Below are 16,597 nucleotides of genomic sequence, written 5' to 3' on the forward strand. Positions count from 1 at the left end.
CAATCTGTACTATATAAAAACAACCTCAGTACGGGTTCATCCCGAACTGAGGCTATTTCTGTTAACTTATATAGGTCCTACTTCAAATAGGTTCCTGACTCTCCGATTCCACCACTACCGTTCAATACATACACCCGTGCATTTCCTTTACCGGAGCAGTTGATTGTGATCACACCGTTGGTAACGGTTTTGGTATCACCAGTCACTGCATCCACATAAGTTCCGTTAGGAATTCCAGTGAATGTTGCATTTCCTGAGATTGTAACCAAAGCAAAGCTATCGATTCCTTGGCTACTATCAGTGTATCTTCTTTTAAATGCCAAATCACCTGATACATTTTCTGTAGAATATTGGCCTTTTTGCAAAGCAGGAACAGCTCTTCTAATTAAATTAAGTTGTCTGATATGTTTCGCCAGAGGATAATTTAACGAGTCTGCAAGTGTGCCAGTAGCATTGGTATATTTACCGTAATCTTGAACAGTAACACTACCCTCAATATGATCGCCAAAGTAAGCACGGCCTGTTGTACTTAACGGCGCATTTGGACCTACATCAATGACTGATCCTTTTTTGAACTCAATTTCAGAACCATAATAGATCGCAGGTATTCCTCGGAAGGTGAACATCAGCGCGAGATTCTCAGCCCAAGTGTCCTGTGTGCCGGCAAATCTTTGATTTTCTGGTGCTTGGTCAGGTGCATAGTCATGAGAGTCAATATAAGTTACATTCCAGGTAGCATCATTATAGAATTGATCACCGCTTCTCATACTAAATGCTTCCTGAGCAGTCTTGAAGGCCCAGTGCATTGGAAAATCAATAACATCCATACCCGATTTCTTCGAATAATCAGGCGTATGATAAGTATTTCCTGTTAAAAAAGCATTGTTCGAGGTAGGTTGTCCTGCTGTAGTAGAGTTATCTGCCCACTCTTGTTCCACCGATAGCTTATTGGAAGCGTAGTCATTTTGACCGTCACCTGGATAGGGTTTTGAGCTTTTCCAAGTATAAAATGGTGTTGATATCGCCGGAATTCCACTGTTCCACACATCTCTGTACCGAGTAGCCACTTCCCCAAAGACAAAGAAGTCTGAGCCCCCTCTTGTTTTCCATGCCGGCACAAAATATTTGTTAAAAATATACCGGCTTACATGCTTTACAGTATCGACCCGGAAAGCATCCACACCCATATCAATATATTGATTATAGCTGTCGATTAGATACTGATTCACTAGAGGATTCTCTGTGTTTAAGTCCACACAGTCTCCCGCAATCTGTCCTGTCTGGACGGTGTAAGACTCCCAAGAAAGACTTTTTTCCGTATGGTAAATATTATTGTTAGTCTCCGCAGTCTTCATTAAGGCAAGTCTTGCCTGATATTGCTGATCCGGGGTCATGGAATCATAGTTAGCTGGCAGCTTATCCGTAATTTTGAGCATGTTACTCACGGTGTCCGCCGCCGTTGGATCTTTTTTGAACATCGGGAACAGATTTTCTTCTCCAAAATTACCGGTATGATTGACGACAATATCTTGAATAACCTTTATCCCTCTAGCGTGTGCTGCATTGATCAAATCCTGATAAGATGCCCCTGCGGATTCATATCTTGGATCTACTTTTGCAAAATTTATTGCATGGTACCCATGATAATCATAACCGCTGGCATTCTGCACCACAGGTGTAATCCAGATGGCACTGAATCCTAAGGCTTTAATGTAATCGAGCTTTTGAATCAGTCCTTTGAAATCCCCTCGCCAAGCTGGATCAGAGTCCGGATTTCCTGCCTTGGCATCCTCCCATGCATGCTCATTGTTACTCGAATCACCATCATAAAACCGGGAAGTGATTACAAAATAAATCGTATCTTCACGAAAATCGCCCTTATTACCAATGTTATAAACAAAACTCTGTTTAGTTTCATTTCCGGCACCATCGATCACAAGGAATTTTAAGGTTGTCGTCTTATTAATCAAGATAGACGGTCCGGTAAGAGATGTCAGTGCATTGCCTGAAATATAGACTTTTGAACTCATTGTTGGTTCCGTACCATTATCTGTGTAATATGCTGTGGTTGTTGCCGCCTTGTTGTCTTTTATATTAAAAGATACGGAAACCGCTGAGCTCGAATTCCCAACAGGCAGATTCGCAGTGATAATCGGAGCTTGCAAATCGGCATTCAGATCAATCACATAAGCAAAAGAGCCTACATTACCCGCTTGCCCTATAGAGTTAACGCCGAATGCTTTGATAGTCAAAGAAGAAGGTACTTGGATTGGAGTCGTATACAACGTTGAGGTTGTCGTAGGTGTTGATCCGTCGGTCGTATAATAAATTTTATCGCCGCTATTTGTACTGGATAGGGTCACCGTTTGGGCAGAATCATAGGTTTTGGGCACAGGCGAGACGGATATCACCGGAACCTTAGGAACGTCTGGATTGGCATCATACCATACGTTATCTGAGTTATACCAGCCCTCTTTTACGCTGCGAGATAAGTCAGCCGTCTGTTTGCCATTGCCGTCATTAAAGATCAGGCTTGCCCCTGTAGCATTTGGAACAGTATAGCTATACCAATCGTTCCCGTCCGATTTCATCAGTATTCCCGGCCATGCTCCACTAGTCGGAACGGTTGCCGGATTCAGATTCCAGTAATGGATGCGGATCGCTGCATTCCAGCTTGCTGGTTTCTTAAAGTGAACGGTTAGCCCCGCTGAAGTAGGTGTAGGTGTTGGCGTCACTGTTGGCGTTGGTGTGGGTGTTATGGTAGGTGTTGGCGTCACTGTTGGTGTAGGAGTTACCGTAGGTGTTGGCGTCACTGTTGGTGTAGGAGTTACCGTAGGTGTAGGAGTTACCGTAGGTGTTGGCGTCACTGTTGGGGTAGGAGTTACCGTAGGTGTTGGTGTCACTGTTGGGGTAGGAGTTATCGTTGGTGTTGGTGTAGCTCCGGCCGAAAGGGTCACATAGTCGATATTAATATTCCCGCTATCATCCGAGTCATATTTATAAGCAAGCGTGTTATTTCCTGCCTGTAAAGAGAGTGTTTCTGTTTGGTCTGCCCATGTATCCCAGTTGGTCAGGTTGGCTAATGTTGTCTGTGTAACCTTTATTCCATTGACATAAATGGACACTTTTTTAGCACTGCCGGATGCATTAGCATAGTGAAGCGTGGCATTATAGGACCCTGCTGCGGAAGCCTGGACGTTAAAAGTGGTGGCTGCTCCTGTAGTTGTATATCCATCAACAAAACCAGTGCCCGAATATCCAGTGTGATTCGTATTTACTTTTGCACCACCAGATAGGGATGCACTCTCTGCTTCGTATTTTCCGGCGACCGGAATAACAACCGTCCAGTTCTTCCCGCCGTTATTGTCCCAACTATCCGTTGGAGCCGTGATGTGATAACAATAAACTAGGGTGGCACCTTCCTGAACGTTGAGGTTGGCGATGAACGTGGTTCCATTTTTGGTCATCACCGTGTCCGTAGTATTAGCCCAGTTATTCGTAGTCCAATGTAAGGTCACAGCTGCCGCTGTAGGATTGGTATAGGTGACTGTATGATCCGTATTGCTGGCCGATGCTCCACCCGATAAACCAAATAAACTAAAAATGAGTGAAAAAATAATTAACCACGAAATATAACGCCTGGATTGTTTGGATACCAAGTAAATAACCTCCTCATAATTTTAAGTGCAGCTTACGATTTTAAGCCCATCGTGATGTGCAAACGTTTGCAAAAATGAGAAAAAAAGAAATACTTAATAGTTTTAATCTCCTCCTTCAATGATTAATAAGGAAAAAACTCATTGTATGCGTTTACAAACGGTTCAATATCTGATGAATTTTCCTTGTTAAGATTATAGGCGCCAAACTTTTGCTGGTCAATGCATCTTTTAGGCTATAATTCAATCGTTTTCACTATAAGTACCCTAAGATAGCAGGTAAATTGTTCAGGTTCTTAGCCAGCCAATTCATTTCTTTTGCAAAACGTTTTGGAGGTACACTATGTTTGTCCATCGCGGCATTAATCCACCACGGGCTTTCCATATACCACAACAACTGCAATGATTTTGTTAAATACCCCTGCTCCACCGTTCGTTCCTCACGATATCCGTCAATAAATGCTGAAGCTAGTGCTCCATCTAAATCTTCATCTAAAGCAGATGACATCACTGCTCGCGCTACATCAAGCTGCGGATAATCATATTTGAACCGATCAAAATCTAGAATTGCAGACAATTGGCTATCTTGAAATAAAAGATTATCAACCCATAAATCACGATGTGCCCATCCAGCTACAAGTCCTTCGAATATTTCCGGATCTATTTCTTCAGTCGCTCTCAGTTGTATCTCTAGGTCAGTGATGAGTGAAGTTTTGCCCATTTCCTTTGATTGTTGTAGGAGTACATTCCAATGTTCTAAACGTTCCTCAGGGCTTTGGGGAATAAATTGTGGGGTTCTTTTCAAACTAAGGGTCCCATCATTTAATAAACGATGCATTTTACCTGTGGCACGACCCAAATCAAACATTTGAAGGATGTTAATTTTGCCCGGCTCTATGACACGCCCTTCACAATATTCCATAACCATAAACGTCTCTCCCATATCTGATTCCAATAAAACTTTATGGTTATAAGCCAACAATTCGGGACATGGGAGCCCCTGTAGATACAGTCTTTTCTGTTGAGAAAAAGCAAAGTTCAGCTCTTCTGGGTTATACAATTTATATCTTTTTTTGTTGTATTGTTTAAGTAGAAATGGTCCTGAATCCGTTATAATTTTCCATTTAAGATTTAACCAGCCACGTTTTATTGGGGTAGCATGAAGGACTTTCAATCCAAAAAAATGATAGAAACTATTACTTAAATCCTCTAAAATGGCTTCCTCTGAACGAATCGCTTCCAATTCATCAACTCCTATCTATTCAAAGTATAAAAGAAGAAGCCGCCAATGACGACTTCTTTTAGATATTTCTTTTTAGCAGAAAAAGTTATCTATAAATGAGGCTCCCGCCTTGGAGAAACTCTTGCGCCTTCTCTTGCATTCCTGATTCAATTCTCGTCGTATTCCGGATATTATGAGAGATCTTCATACTGCAAAATTTCGGCCCGCACATGGAACAGAAATGAGCTGTTTTAGCGCCTTCCGCAGGCAATGTCTCATCATGATATTCGAGCGCTCGCTCAGGATCTAACGATAAATGAAATTGATCACGCCAACGAAATTCAAAACGGGCTTTCGAAAGAGCATTATCCCGGTCTTGTGCTCCTTTATGCCCTTTCGCCAAATCTGCGGCATGAGCCGCTATTTTATAAGTAATGACCCCTATACGTACATCTTCCTTATTAGGCAGGCCAAGATGTTCCTTCGGAGTTACGTAACATAACATAGCTGTACCGAACCAACCAATCATCGCTGCACCTATAGCAGAGGTAATATGATCATAACCAGGCGCAATATCTGTAGTCAGTGGACCTAATGTATAAAAAGGGGCTTCGTTACAAGTTTCAAGTTGCTTATCCATATTCTCTTTAATCAAGTGCATCGGCACATGTCCTGGACCCTCTACCATCACCTGTACATCATGACTCCAAGCTATAGCTGTTAATTCACCTAACGTCTCTAACTCGGCAAATTGTGCTTCATCATTCGCATCAGCAATCGAACCCGGACGTAATCCATCGCCTAGGGAAAAAGAAACATCGTACAGCTTCATGATTTCACATATCTCTTCAAAATGTGTATATAAAAAGTTCTCTTGATGATGCGCAAGACACCATGCCGCCATGATGGAGCCACCTCTTGAAACAATGCCTGTCATACGTTGTACCGTCAACGGGATATAACGAAGCAGAACCCCCGCATGAATGGTAAAATAATCAACCCCTTGCTCCGCTTGCTCAATGAGCGTATCACGGTACACTTCCCATGTTAAATCTTCCGCTTTCCCATTCACTTTTTCCAACGCTTGATAGATAGGCACCGTTCCAATAGGAACAGGAGAATTACGGATGATCCACTCGCGTGTCGTATGGATGTTTTTACCTGTGGAGAGATCCATTATATTATCTGCACCCCAGCGGGTGGCCCATCTCATCTTCTCTACCTCTTCTTCTATGGATGAGGATACTGCGGAATTTCCTATATTGGCATTGATCTTCACTAAAAAATTGCGTCCAATAATCATTGGTTCACTCTCTGGATGATTGATATTCGCTGGAATGATGGCGCGGCCGCGGGCTACTTCATCTCTTACAAATTCCGGTGTCACATTCTCACGAATCGCAACGTATTCCATTTCAGAAGTAATAATCCCTTTGCGTGCATAATGCATTTGAGAGACATTACGCCCCTTTTTCGCTCGCAAAGGTTTTCTATGGAGCGCTGGAAACACTTCCGCCACAGCTTTTCCCGTTGCATTCCCGTTATCTTCAGGCTTCACGGTTCTTCCTTCGTACGCTTCCGCATCCCCTCGTTCCTCAATCCAGCTTAGACGATTGGGCTCTAACCCCTGACGAATATCAGTATGAATATTAGCATCCGTATAAGCCCCGCTTGTGTCATAGACATGAATTGGAGCATTCTCCTCTTCGCCGTCTATGCCCGCAGTTGGACTAAGTGAGATCTCCCGCATAGGCACCTGAATATCAGACCGTGAACCCTTTACATACACTTTTTGACTTGCTGGAAAAGCTGATAGATTGATTGGATCGTTGTTCAATTCGCTTGTCATCTCAATTCCTCCTATAAGGTGATTTGATCAAGCGGAGACGGTCTACTCCCCACACATAGAAAAGGCCACATCTGTATTAAGATGCGGCCTTAGAGTAGACAAATAGAAATAGAGCTCCATTTCCTCCGCTGGCATTATCCAGATCAGGTTTGACGGTCGATAGTTATAACTATCCTCTCAGCCTGGTCCCACCAAGCTCCCGTGACTATATAATTGCTACTTCAAAGTATAACCGAAAAGAGAGAATTATCCAAATCTACTCAAATGTGAGATCAATGTATACGTTAGTTTAACACCAATACCCCAAATCCTTCCAGAAGCACCTCGCCCGACAATGTTGTGCCGCTCAGTAAATCTGTTTTGGTCTCATGAAGATGGATCGTGACAGGAGTCTCATTATAATTAAGCAAAAAAGCATAACTGGAAGAAGCTCCGGTACGGACTTGCAGCTCTACCTCTTCTGGGAGCTCCAGCCAATCTGCTGGCGATTGTAGATCAATTAAATTTATGATCTCAGCCGCTGCCTGTTCATTAAATACGGCTCCGTAATACCAAACCTCACCCTTGCCGCGACGATTTCTAGTTACCGCCGGTTTTCCCGCATAATAATCAGAGGCGTAAACCGCCATCACTTCAACCGAAGCTTCCTCTATTTTGAGAATATCATTAAAGTCATCTGCTCCTGTAACGACTTCGGTCACGCCCGACCAGCTAATTGTTGTTGGCTGACGACTGCCCTTAACCATTGTGAATTCTTCAACTGTGATCCCGCATAGATCCTTAGCAGCACCTGGGAAAGGACGCATATAACATTGACCGCGCCCATCCTTATAGCCGGTTCTACAGCCGAAGATCAGTTTGCCGCCTTGCTGAACATATTCATCCAGCAGTGCTGCTGTCTCATCTGTCATAATCGCTGGGTGAGGATAGATAAGCACGTCGTACCTTGCAAGCTCCTCCAGCGTTGTTTTTTTGCGTAAATAGAGTACGTCATTCGGGATATGCTTCCGCTGAAGCGCCTTGTACCACTCCTTATTGCTCTTCCACATAAACGGGCCATGCCAAACATCGTATTCTCCATCCCACTCATTGTCATAATCACGAACAATAGCAATGTTAGCCTGATTACGAGTACCGACAAACGCATGACCTGCTGCTGCCAGCTCCTGACCGATCTGCCCTGCTTCCCGCACTCTCCGGTTAGGCTGATTATGATAGTCATTGATTCCATGCCAATAAATTTCATTGCCCATCGTAGCTGTCCGCCAGCGGAAATATAACACCATATCTGCTCCATGAGCGATCGACTGATAAGTCCATAACCGCATCTGCCCGGGCTTTGGAGAAGGCATATCCATCCGGTTCACCCAGCCACCCGGGCCCGACTGCTGCTCCATAATGCAGAAATTCGGGGATATCGAACGAACAACAGATAACGACAGTCCCCAGCCTCTATCATTCAGCGGATTCCGCTCATTCGGGTCATAAAAAATAGTAGAGAACTGAGGATAGGAATCATAGCTGAAGAAATCCAACAGTTCATCCGTCATTTCATGGCTATCGAGATGCCCGAACAGACCGTTCGTGGTTACCCACTGCTTAGGGGCTAGTTTACGGATGATATCCGCTTGGTTTTTGGCAAAAGAAATTGTATTGTCCGAAATAAACCGTTTTTCATCCAATGCCTGATGAGGATTGGGTTGCTTCGGTACTGGAGTCGGACGTGGAAGATAGACCTGAGACCAGTCACTATAGCTTTGATTCCAAAAAACAGCTCCCCAAGCCTCGTTCAAATGCTCAAGTGTAACATATTTCTGCTGTAGCCATTCCCGGAAAGCCTTATGGTCACTCTCCGAATAAAATTCACTGATCTCACAGTTGAGTTCATTATCAATTTGCCAGCCAACTACACCCGGATGATTGCCGTAATGTTCAGCCATTTGTTCTGCAATACGTGCACACAGTTCCCGGTATTTAGGACTGCTGTAATTATAATGACGGCGCATGCCATGCTGAAGTGTAACACCTTCGTAGGTTACATTTAAAACTTCGGGATACTTATCAGTCAACCAAGCTGGAGGCGTCGCCGTCGGAGTACCAAGTACAACCTGAAGACCATATTTATGTGCTAGATCAATCGCCCGATCAAAGAGCCCGAACTGAAACTGCCCTTCTGCCGGTTCAAAAATAGACCAAGCAAACTCCCCCATCCGAATGATTGTAAAGCCGAGTTCACGCATCCGGCGATAATCGTCCTCCCACATGTTTTCTGGCCAGTGCTCCGGATAATAACAAACGCCAAGCTCGAATTTTTCAGTTGCGACAGGTTTCTTCATCATTACCTCCAAAGTATTAAAAATATGCTTTCAATATTTTATAATTCTATTGTAGTATCAATAATAAGAGGTCTTATATAACAAAATATTGCTATCATATAATAATCTTGCGTTCATTGCCTTAATCCAACTTGCGCTCTGTTGCGCTACAGAAATGGGTGCTGCCAAACATGAAGAAACAATGGTATTTGCCGACACCGGCTTTTTCGAAATATGTCTGTTATCCTGAATTTTTGGGACATTACACTCACTTTCCACAACATACAGAGAGAAGAAGCGAAGGTTTTCTGGGGAGCTATAACCTGCATTTGATCTTTGGTGGGGAGGGTTATGTATTCCATGAGGGCGAACGTATTCCGATGAGTAGAGGACGAGGTTTTCTGTACCCTAAAGGGGCTTATCAGCAATACGGCTCTGACCCAGGCGAGCCTTGGGATGTCCGCTGGGTTCATTTTAACACTGAAATTGTCCTTCCCTTATTAGAAGAAGTGGACCAGTCTCGTGCATACCTGTTCACTTTTGATTTGGATGCTAAGCTGGACGAGCTATTCGAGGAAATGTACCTACTAAGCGCTTCCTACGTGACCCGTAGCGAGCCAAGACTATCTGCTCTGCTGTATGAGCTTCTAGTAAAATTGCTGCAGAACTCCGAGCCGCTTCACGGCTCAGTACCGCACGAGGTTAGGCAGTCCATCCGCAGTGCTGCAGATATCATCCATGTCGAATGTGCCAGCCCTTGGTCTCTGGAATCGATGGCAAGATTGACCGGGTACAGCAGCTATCATTTTCTAAGGCTGTTCCGGGTGGTTATGGGTAAAACACCTAACCGTTATTTAACCGATTGTCGGCTGGCTAAAGCCAAGCTTTTACTAGTTTCCACAGGACTCTCCATTGCTCAGGTTGCTACTCAGTCCGGTTTTGCCCAGTCCAGCTATTTCATTAAAGTGTTCAGAAGGTTTGAAGGCATGTCTCCTGTGAAGTACCGGCAGGCTTTTGGGGCGTAGAGGATCTTCCTTCAGTCCGTAGAGATTCAATCATAGTCTCTTGGATTTATCACCCTTAAAGATCATCCTTAAGAGAAATTTCACTCTCAATATCTAGACTTATTGTTTCGGAATGAAGCTCCCCTTCATTATCATTCCATGTAATAGATAAAGTGGTATTTTCATAATTTTGTCTATTTTTATTTAATTCGTCATACGAATACGGACCTGTTATAGACGCGATATCAGTGTTACTTAATATTGAAACGGGTCCATCCGTTGACCTAGCTTCATTTACAAGAACTGTTTCATCCTTATTATTATTTTGTAATCTAAAACATCCCATGTATCCCCTGTACCCTTAAGTGTATATACTTGAACACCAGTGTTTAAATTTGTTTCGACCTCTTTATTGAAATATAAATAACTCCATATCGCATTCGAAATAATAACCACAGCTACAAGCACTAGGATTAGTTTTTTCATATCTGCTCCTTTATAAATACTCCCCAGCCATTATTTATATCTTAAATTCCACTCCTTAGACCATTTCGGGAAAGCTTCTCCGGTCAATTCTTCGAGTGTATTCCCATCAATGGTATAAACCCAGCCCATATGTAATTCAGCGAAATCAGGAAAACTATAACCTCCTATCACTTCATCGTCTGCTTCTAGCAGAAAAATCAGGGTTTGTTTTTTTGTATTATCCTTCTCATTATCTAAGGGGTGGTTTTTAACGATGAACTTACTTGTAGTTATTTCCTTGCCTATATAATCGATTGGATCAACACTTTGAACACTCCAATATTGTATGTATGGCATTTCCGTCAGCAGTTTTTTATCTAATAAATATTCAGAAACAATTCCTTCATTACTAATGATCAGATAGCCCATATCGGTAATAAATTGTTCAGCTTTGCTATATTCTTTTTTTGAATTATCGCTAATTTGCTCCTTACTACATCCCAATAAAAAGATTAAGAATAACGGAACTATGATTGCCCTTAATTTGTTCATAGGTTCCTCTCCTTGGAGTGTTTATTATCTCCTTAATAGTCTCATAGATTAATCTTATTGTATGAATTTAGTATCATCAAACTCTTTAGCGTCTTATAGGCTCTCCATTCCAACCTCGCTGTTTCACCGGGAGGCTCCCATTTTATCTGCCATCCTCCATCATCCTCCTGTTGGTGTTCTAATACTTTTAAGTGATCAAGAATGGTTTCATCAGAAAATATGCTGCTACAGTAAGAATTGGGTGATGGCGAAAATTCTAGAGGAGAGAGTCCATAACTGTGGGATGCGGCATCCATACAAAAGAAGTTGGCAGTAATAAGCTCCTTAGATAATTTTTGAAATAATCCTTTGATATAATCCGATTGAGGTAAGCTTTCCAATAAATAAAATGCAGTCAAAATTGTATGCGCATCGTCATATGCTTGTGCGTGAATATCTTCCAAACAAATTTCTGTCGCCTTATCAAGCCAGGAATGTTCTATCCCTTGCCACTTAAGAAGCCCGACAAGACCAGTAAGTCTGCTAAATGATGGCTCTGTAGAAAGAGGGTTACTCCAATGTTCTGCTCTTGGATAGTTTGCTGATGAAGGAAATATTGTTGGAATCCCTTTTTTTAAATCAGCATGCTTTGAAATATAATCACATGCTTTTTGAGAAAGTTCTTCGTCTTTTATGTTACAGTCATATAAAAAACGTAGTGCAAATTCCATGAAAAGTGGCTGACTACCGGGTACCCGTAAATCCGGCTCTATTGCATTTCCAAACCCACCATCTTCGTTTTGGTAGGCTGTTAGTGAAGTCATAACATTGCTCATTGATCCACCGTGGAAAATATATTCAAAAACCCTTCTTTCTAATAATCTGCCATGTGTCCAAATGAAATGGGCTGCTTTCTCAAAATCCATCTGTTCCCCTCCTCAAAATTTAGGCTAAGTATTTAAGTATTCAATGACACTTTTAATATAGGATTCAATCGGTTCCTTTGTATTAACAATATGTATTCTGACATTAGATGGCTTTTTAGCATTTTCAATAGTTTTTAGCAATGTCTCTTCAGAAGGCACTCTTTCAATCTGGCTAATCATTCTTTTTCTATTTCGCAGTCTATTATTGAGCTCATCATAGTCATTTAATAGACATTCTACATATTTATATTCCACATTATATTTCCGGGTCAGATTCAATCCTCTCTCTATCATTTCAGAGTATAAACAAGGGCTATCGAGTATAACATTATGACCTTGAGATAAGTGGAAATCTATCAAAGCCCATTCAATGTCATACGAAATTTTTCCAACTTCCTTGAACCCAATGTTTGCTCCAAGTGATTCCATAAGAGAAGACTTTACAATGTCGTGATCAAGAATAACAGCAGAAGTATGCTGCGCTATTACTCTGGCTAATGAAGACTTCCCTGATCCGGGGTATCCAGACATCTGAAGAAAAAACAACGAGGGCCACTTCCTTTCAGAATAGATTCTTATAAGCATATATCGATTTCCATATAAGCTCCCCATCCTTAATTCCTTCATGGACAAATAACTTTATTGGAAAAAAGATTCCTTCCATAATCGATAATCTAACGTCCTCCACAAATTGTGTGTACGTGTATGCGCTCCTGATTTTATTGTTAATTGAATGAAAATACAGATCAAAAATACGTGTAGTCTCCTCACTGCCATGAAACAAATCGTGGATAAATAACATAACGAGATCCTCGGTACAAAGCCCAACCTTCACTGCTTCAAGATCAATGATGCACGGCCTTGAACTGCTGAACATCGGATATAATAAATTGCCAACATTTAGATCACCATGGATGCATGTTGTATTTTGATATCTGGAGATACGACTAATATGTTTCTGGGCATTTTCACGCAAGCTAAGTAAACACTTCTCGTAAATACTAAACTGTTCTTCCCCAAGGTTATAAGTCTGGTGCTTTCTAAAATCCAGATAATCTCTCTCCAAATACGAAATATGCTTTAAATAATGCTCTATACTTTTCAAATGCTCGGGATGAGCTAACTCGCTTGTCTCCCAAGAAGCAGAATGAAACTGTGCGATCACATCAATAATGTTTGCTAATTTATCAGAATCAATAGGCACTTCCCAGTCTGCTAAATTGTTATGTGTCGGGGTCAGATCTTCCATCAACAATATACCTTCTTGTCCAACTGTATCATATTTATTAAAAAAGACTCTCGGAATAGATACATCCTTGGTAGAGTAATGATTGTAAATAGTATTTTCAAATGGGATATGATCTGACTTCGTAATTTTCTCTAATAACGACAAAACCTTATTGTCTTTCGTATACACTTCTATTTTATTGAGTGCTGCTCGATTGCGTATTTCTTGTTTTGTTCTTTTAATCTCAAGAATCTCAGGAATACCCTGACCTCTTAATAGCTCTAATAGTTGATCATCGTTTAGTGGCATTTTCATCCTCCAATCTGAATTGGCTCTCGCTTACAGCAGCCATTTGTCTCACTTCCATTTTTCATCATTCAGCAGGTTGAACTAACGTGTATAAATTCGCTTCCAACATTCCATCCACCTTCCAAAATATTGAATATTTCGTGCTGAGAATTCAAATAAAAAAGACAAATCACATATTAAAAGTGACTTGTCCTCTGGTGCTTCCACTTATAAATTTGCTTAAAATGAATTGAACGCTAAATAATATGTTTTATTTCCGCCAAAAAGTTGAACAGTCTGCCTTATCCAAAATATTAAACTCGATCATTTTTTCAAGTAATGAGAAATCAACGGGACTTTCCCACCGGATGCGTAACAACTGCTTGGTGTGATCATAACCTGCCTGCAATATTTCATCAGAAAAACGATTAATTCCTGCAATTTCAGGGGCAACCGCCAAATGATGTTTGGATACACTAAAGCCAATAATAAAAGTCTCGTGATCGGTAAACATAGGCTGATTCCACGCAACTTTTGGCTTTAAATCAGTAAATTTACCAGCTACCCAAGCTAAAACCTCTTCCATTCTTTCCCGATGTTGCGGGTTATCAATTTGCGCTAAATATTCTGCAAATACTTCCATGTCATTCTCTCCTAATAAAATATTTTCGAATGGTCTAATTGATGTTACGTCATTCCAATTACATTCTCTTAGCATAATAATTAAACAGGAAGATTCCTAAGGAGATTTGAAAAACAAAAACACCACATAACACAGTGACTACAGTTTGATCTACTCCCATTAAACTAAATACAACAGTTAGAGCCATTAGGATGTAAAAGTTAACAATATTAGTTTTCCAACCTGCTTTTTCTCTTATTCTTATTTTCCGTTCATCATTAGCCTCAATTTTACTCATTCTAACTTTCTCATCATTTTTTATTTTGTTCTGGGGCTTATTAAGCCATAACGAATACACCATATTTCCTACTCCAAGCACTGCAAGGACTGAACCCACACCAATGAGCAAACCGGAAATTCCTTTTAGCTTCTCGTCAGTTAAAATAAATCCACCCATATAAACCATAATAGCACCTGCAATTGTTAAGAGCACCCATTTACTTGCCGTTTTCATTACCCAGCTCCTCCTCGTAAATGAAAATATCTTCAATACTCATTTCAAAAAATCGCGCAATCTTAAATGCAAGAATGATGGATGGGTTATACCGGCCATTTTCAAGTGAACCAATCGTTTGCCTGGATACTTCCAATTTATCCGCTAGTTCTTCTTGTTTAATACCTTTTTCTTTTCTAATCTCTTCAAGCCTGTTTTTCAATATCTTACCTCCTGAAGCAATTATGGAAAGTTAACTTTCCGTAAGAATAACACATTGGATTATACATGTAAAGCTAACTTTCCATCAGCTGAAGTTGATTGCAATTTAACCCGTGATCTTTATAGGTGTAATGATTTAGGGCACGCCTTGTTGATACTACATCTGTAGAATCGGGCATGAAAAAACGCCACTCGTTAACTCCCTAATAGGAGTACGGGTGACGTTGAGTGTTTCACGGGCGACAACTTATAAAAAAACACTTCAGTTAGCTTAGTCTGCCTCAAGAATATACCCTCCGAAAGTTTGCCTTTTGGATAAAAAAGTGTCATTGTCAGCAGAAAATAAAATATTAAGACTGTCTCTGTTTCATTGAACAAAAGTCTCCTGTTAGCTTAAACGACATTACGCACCGAGTTTAGCCTTGCAGGGGTGTCTGTTGGCGTAGATATGATTTAATAAGCTGTCGGCAGCTTCTTCGACTATAGATTCAAATTTTTCTCTTACTGACTATGGTTTATTAAATGAGCAATTTCTTTAACTCTCTCCATTGTAATTCCTTCTCTTTGTTCAACTGCAAGTGGATGATTCGTTTGTTCTAATTCTATTAACGGAACAGCACCAACCTCTTGTGTATGCACCATTGTCTTTAACGATAATGTAGTTATTGGATATATTGAAAGTTCAGTCGATAACCAACCAAAATAAGGTTCTTCCGTCTCCCTTCCTTCTACGTGCAATAATTCATTAGACTTCAGAAAGTTTTCTTCACTAAGAGAAACCCACACACTCCATATAAATTTCTCTTTGCTATCGATTATTGGTATTTCAATATGGCCTCTAATAAAGAAATGCTGTTCATCAATTACACAAAAATCTCTAATTAATTCTGTTCTTTTCTCTTCTGGTACAGTGTAAAAATAATATGGTGCTTCACTTCCGTAACATAAAGGAAGTTCACTTAATTCGTTGTTACAGTGAGGGCATTTCATGTTTTCTGCTCCTTATAGTTTCTCGCCGATTTCTTATAACGTCTTATTCGGGAGCTTTGTGATAATTCCATCTTTTGAGTATTCGCGAAATTACTGAGTTATCCTGCCCCTTTACTTCAATAAAAACGGCAGCTGATCCTCTGATCGGCTGCCTTCTTGTTGCGATTAAACTATCGTGATCCGTTATTTTAATCATATCAACTCTGAGATAAACATTGGTGTAGCTCCATCCTCTGTATTAAAGCCAAACTTATTATAAAAATCCACTGCATGCGGATAAGAAATTAATACCTTTGTTTTACACCCTTTATATCTATCAAGCATTATATTCATCATTTCCTTACCTATACCTATACTCTGATAACTCGGATTAATAAGCATATAATGAAAATATACCGTTAAAACACCATCTGACAAAGCATTTATTAAACCGACAAGCTTTCCTCCTTCCCAAGCGGTAACAATTGAATGAGACCCTCCGATTGCTTGTAAAAGCTCGTTTGGATACTTGCCAGACTCCCATTCTACCGAAAGAAATAACTCTTGGAGTGCATCCTTAGTGATATCCTCTTTGCTTGAAGCGTAATAAATACTCACCCCTATACCTTCCTTTCATAAAACTAACTACGGCACACATCTGTTTTAAACTCCCATATTTCGCTGGTTTTGCAATCCTTACGAAGCCATAAAATAATACCGACAAAGCAATTTCGGATTTATCAAAGTAAAAAATCACTTTATTTACCTCAATATACTATTAAAAATATGTATAGAAAATGGATTAAC

15 protein-coding genes and 1 riboswitch are annotated in these 16,597 nt (G+C 40.7%); of the genes, 1 reads left to right on the top strand and 14 read right to left on the bottom strand.

Going from position 1 to position 16,597, the window contains the following annotated elements:
* Positions 1 to 77 precede the first annotated feature (77 nt).
* The 4 genes from MHI25_RS27500 to MHI25_RS27515 all read right to left on the bottom strand — a co-directional run bounded on the left by MHI25_RS27500 (position 78) and on the right by MHI25_RS27515 (position 9,063).
* Positions 78 to 3,659 (bottom strand): alpha-amylase family glycosyl hydrolase, encoded by a 3,582-nt coding sequence (locus MHI25_RS27500; protein ID WP_340394647.1) that lies wholly within the window; start codon positions 3,657 to 3,659, stop codon positions 78 to 80.
* 253 nt (positions 3,660 to 3,912) lie between these two features.
* A complete protein-coding gene (locus tag MHI25_RS27505; RefSeq protein ID WP_340394648.1) occupies positions 3,913 to 4,899 on the bottom strand; it encodes a phosphotransferase in 987 nt (328 codons plus the stop codon).
* An 85-nt stretch (positions 4,900 to 4,984) separates the two neighbouring features.
* The gene (gene thiC, locus MHI25_RS27510; protein ID WP_340394649.1) at positions 4,985 to 6,727 is read right to left on the bottom strand and encodes a phosphomethylpyrimidine synthase ThiC; all 1,743 of its coding nucleotides are present in this window, start codon (positions 6,725 to 6,727) and stop codon (positions 4,985 to 4,987) included.
* Positions 6,728 to 6,831: 104 nt separating this feature from the next.
* A riboswitch (TPP riboswitch) is annotated at positions 6,832 to 6,940 on the bottom strand.
* Between the two features lie 71 nt (positions 6,941 to 7,011).
* On the bottom strand, positions 7,012 to 9,063 hold the full coding sequence (locus MHI25_RS27515) for a beta-galactosidase (RefSeq protein ID WP_340394650.1): 2,052 nt from the start codon (positions 9,061 to 9,063) through the stop codon (positions 7,012 to 7,014).
* 170 nt (positions 9,064 to 9,233) lie between these two features.
* Here MHI25_RS27515 and MHI25_RS27520 point away from each other — a divergent pair, with 170 nt between their 5' ends.
* Positions 9,234 to 10,067 carry an AraC family transcriptional regulator gene (locus tag MHI25_RS27520; protein ID WP_111505655.1) on the top strand — a complete coding sequence of 278 codons (834 nt, stop codon included), beginning with the start codon at positions 9,234 to 9,236 and terminating at the stop codon, positions 10,065 to 10,067.
* A gap of 55 nt (positions 10,068 to 10,122) precedes the next feature.
* Here MHI25_RS27520 and MHI25_RS27525 read toward each other — a convergent pair whose 3' ends face one another.
* From MHI25_RS27525 to MHI25_RS27570, 10 genes are all read right to left on the bottom strand, one after another.
* Complete coding sequence (locus tag MHI25_RS27525; protein WP_143763916.1) at positions 10,123 to 10,392, bottom strand: hypothetical protein; 270 nt, start codon at positions 10,390 to 10,392, stop codon at positions 10,123 to 10,125.
* 170 nt (positions 10,393 to 10,562) lie between these two features.
* Positions 10,563 to 11,063, bottom strand: coding sequence for a hypothetical protein (locus tag MHI25_RS27530; RefSeq protein ID WP_340394651.1), 501 nt, complete (start codon positions 11,061 to 11,063; stop codon positions 10,563 to 10,565).
* A 41-nt stretch (positions 11,064 to 11,104) separates the two neighbouring features.
* Positions 11,105 to 11,968 (bottom strand): hypothetical protein, encoded by an 864-nt coding sequence (locus tag MHI25_RS27535; protein WP_340394652.1) that lies wholly within the window; start codon positions 11,966 to 11,968, stop codon positions 11,105 to 11,107.
* Positions 11,969 to 11,992: 24 nt separating this feature from the next.
* Positions 11,993 to 12,514, bottom strand: a complete 522-nt coding sequence (locus MHI25_RS27540; RefSeq protein ID WP_076186542.1) for an AAA family ATPase — start codon at positions 12,512 to 12,514, stop codon at positions 11,993 to 11,995.
* 16 nt (positions 12,515 to 12,530) lie between these two features.
* On the bottom strand, positions 12,531 to 13,505 hold the full coding sequence (locus tag MHI25_RS27545) for a phosphotransferase (RefSeq protein WP_340394653.1): 975 nt from the start codon (positions 13,503 to 13,505) through the stop codon (positions 12,531 to 12,533).
* 250 nt (positions 13,506 to 13,755) lie between these two features.
* The gene (locus MHI25_RS27550) at positions 13,756 to 14,127 is read right to left on the bottom strand and encodes an iron chaperone (protein ID WP_076277822.1); all 372 of its coding nucleotides are present in this window, start codon (positions 14,125 to 14,127) and stop codon (positions 13,756 to 13,758) included.
* 58 nt (positions 14,128 to 14,185) lie between these two features.
* Positions 14,186 to 14,620, bottom strand: coding sequence for a hypothetical protein (locus MHI25_RS27555; RefSeq protein ID WP_076129794.1), 435 nt, complete (start codon positions 14,618 to 14,620; stop codon positions 14,186 to 14,188).
* Complete coding sequence (locus MHI25_RS27560) at positions 14,604 to 14,822, bottom strand: helix-turn-helix transcriptional regulator (RefSeq protein ID WP_036681352.1); 219 nt, start codon at positions 14,820 to 14,822, stop codon at positions 14,604 to 14,606. The genes MHI25_RS27555 and MHI25_RS27560 overlap by 17 nt, the downstream gene beginning before the upstream one ends.
* A gap of 500 nt (positions 14,823 to 15,322) precedes the next feature.
* Positions 15,323 to 15,811 (bottom strand): DUF2199 domain-containing protein, encoded by a 489-nt coding sequence (locus MHI25_RS27565; RefSeq protein ID WP_076208636.1) that lies wholly within the window; start codon positions 15,809 to 15,811, stop codon positions 15,323 to 15,325.
* A 192-nt stretch (positions 15,812 to 16,003) separates the two neighbouring features.
* Positions 16,004 to 16,408, bottom strand: coding sequence for a GNAT family N-acetyltransferase (locus tag MHI25_RS27570; RefSeq protein ID WP_038573410.1), 405 nt, complete (start codon positions 16,406 to 16,408; stop codon positions 16,004 to 16,006).
* Between the last annotated feature and the right edge of the window lie 189 nt (positions 16,409 to 16,597).

It is taken from the genome of Paenibacillus sp. FSL E2-0177 (assembly GCF_037992975.1).
Taxonomy (GTDB): domain Bacteria; phylum Bacillota; class Bacilli; order Paenibacillales; family Paenibacillaceae; genus Paenibacillus_AQ; species Paenibacillus_AQ odorifer.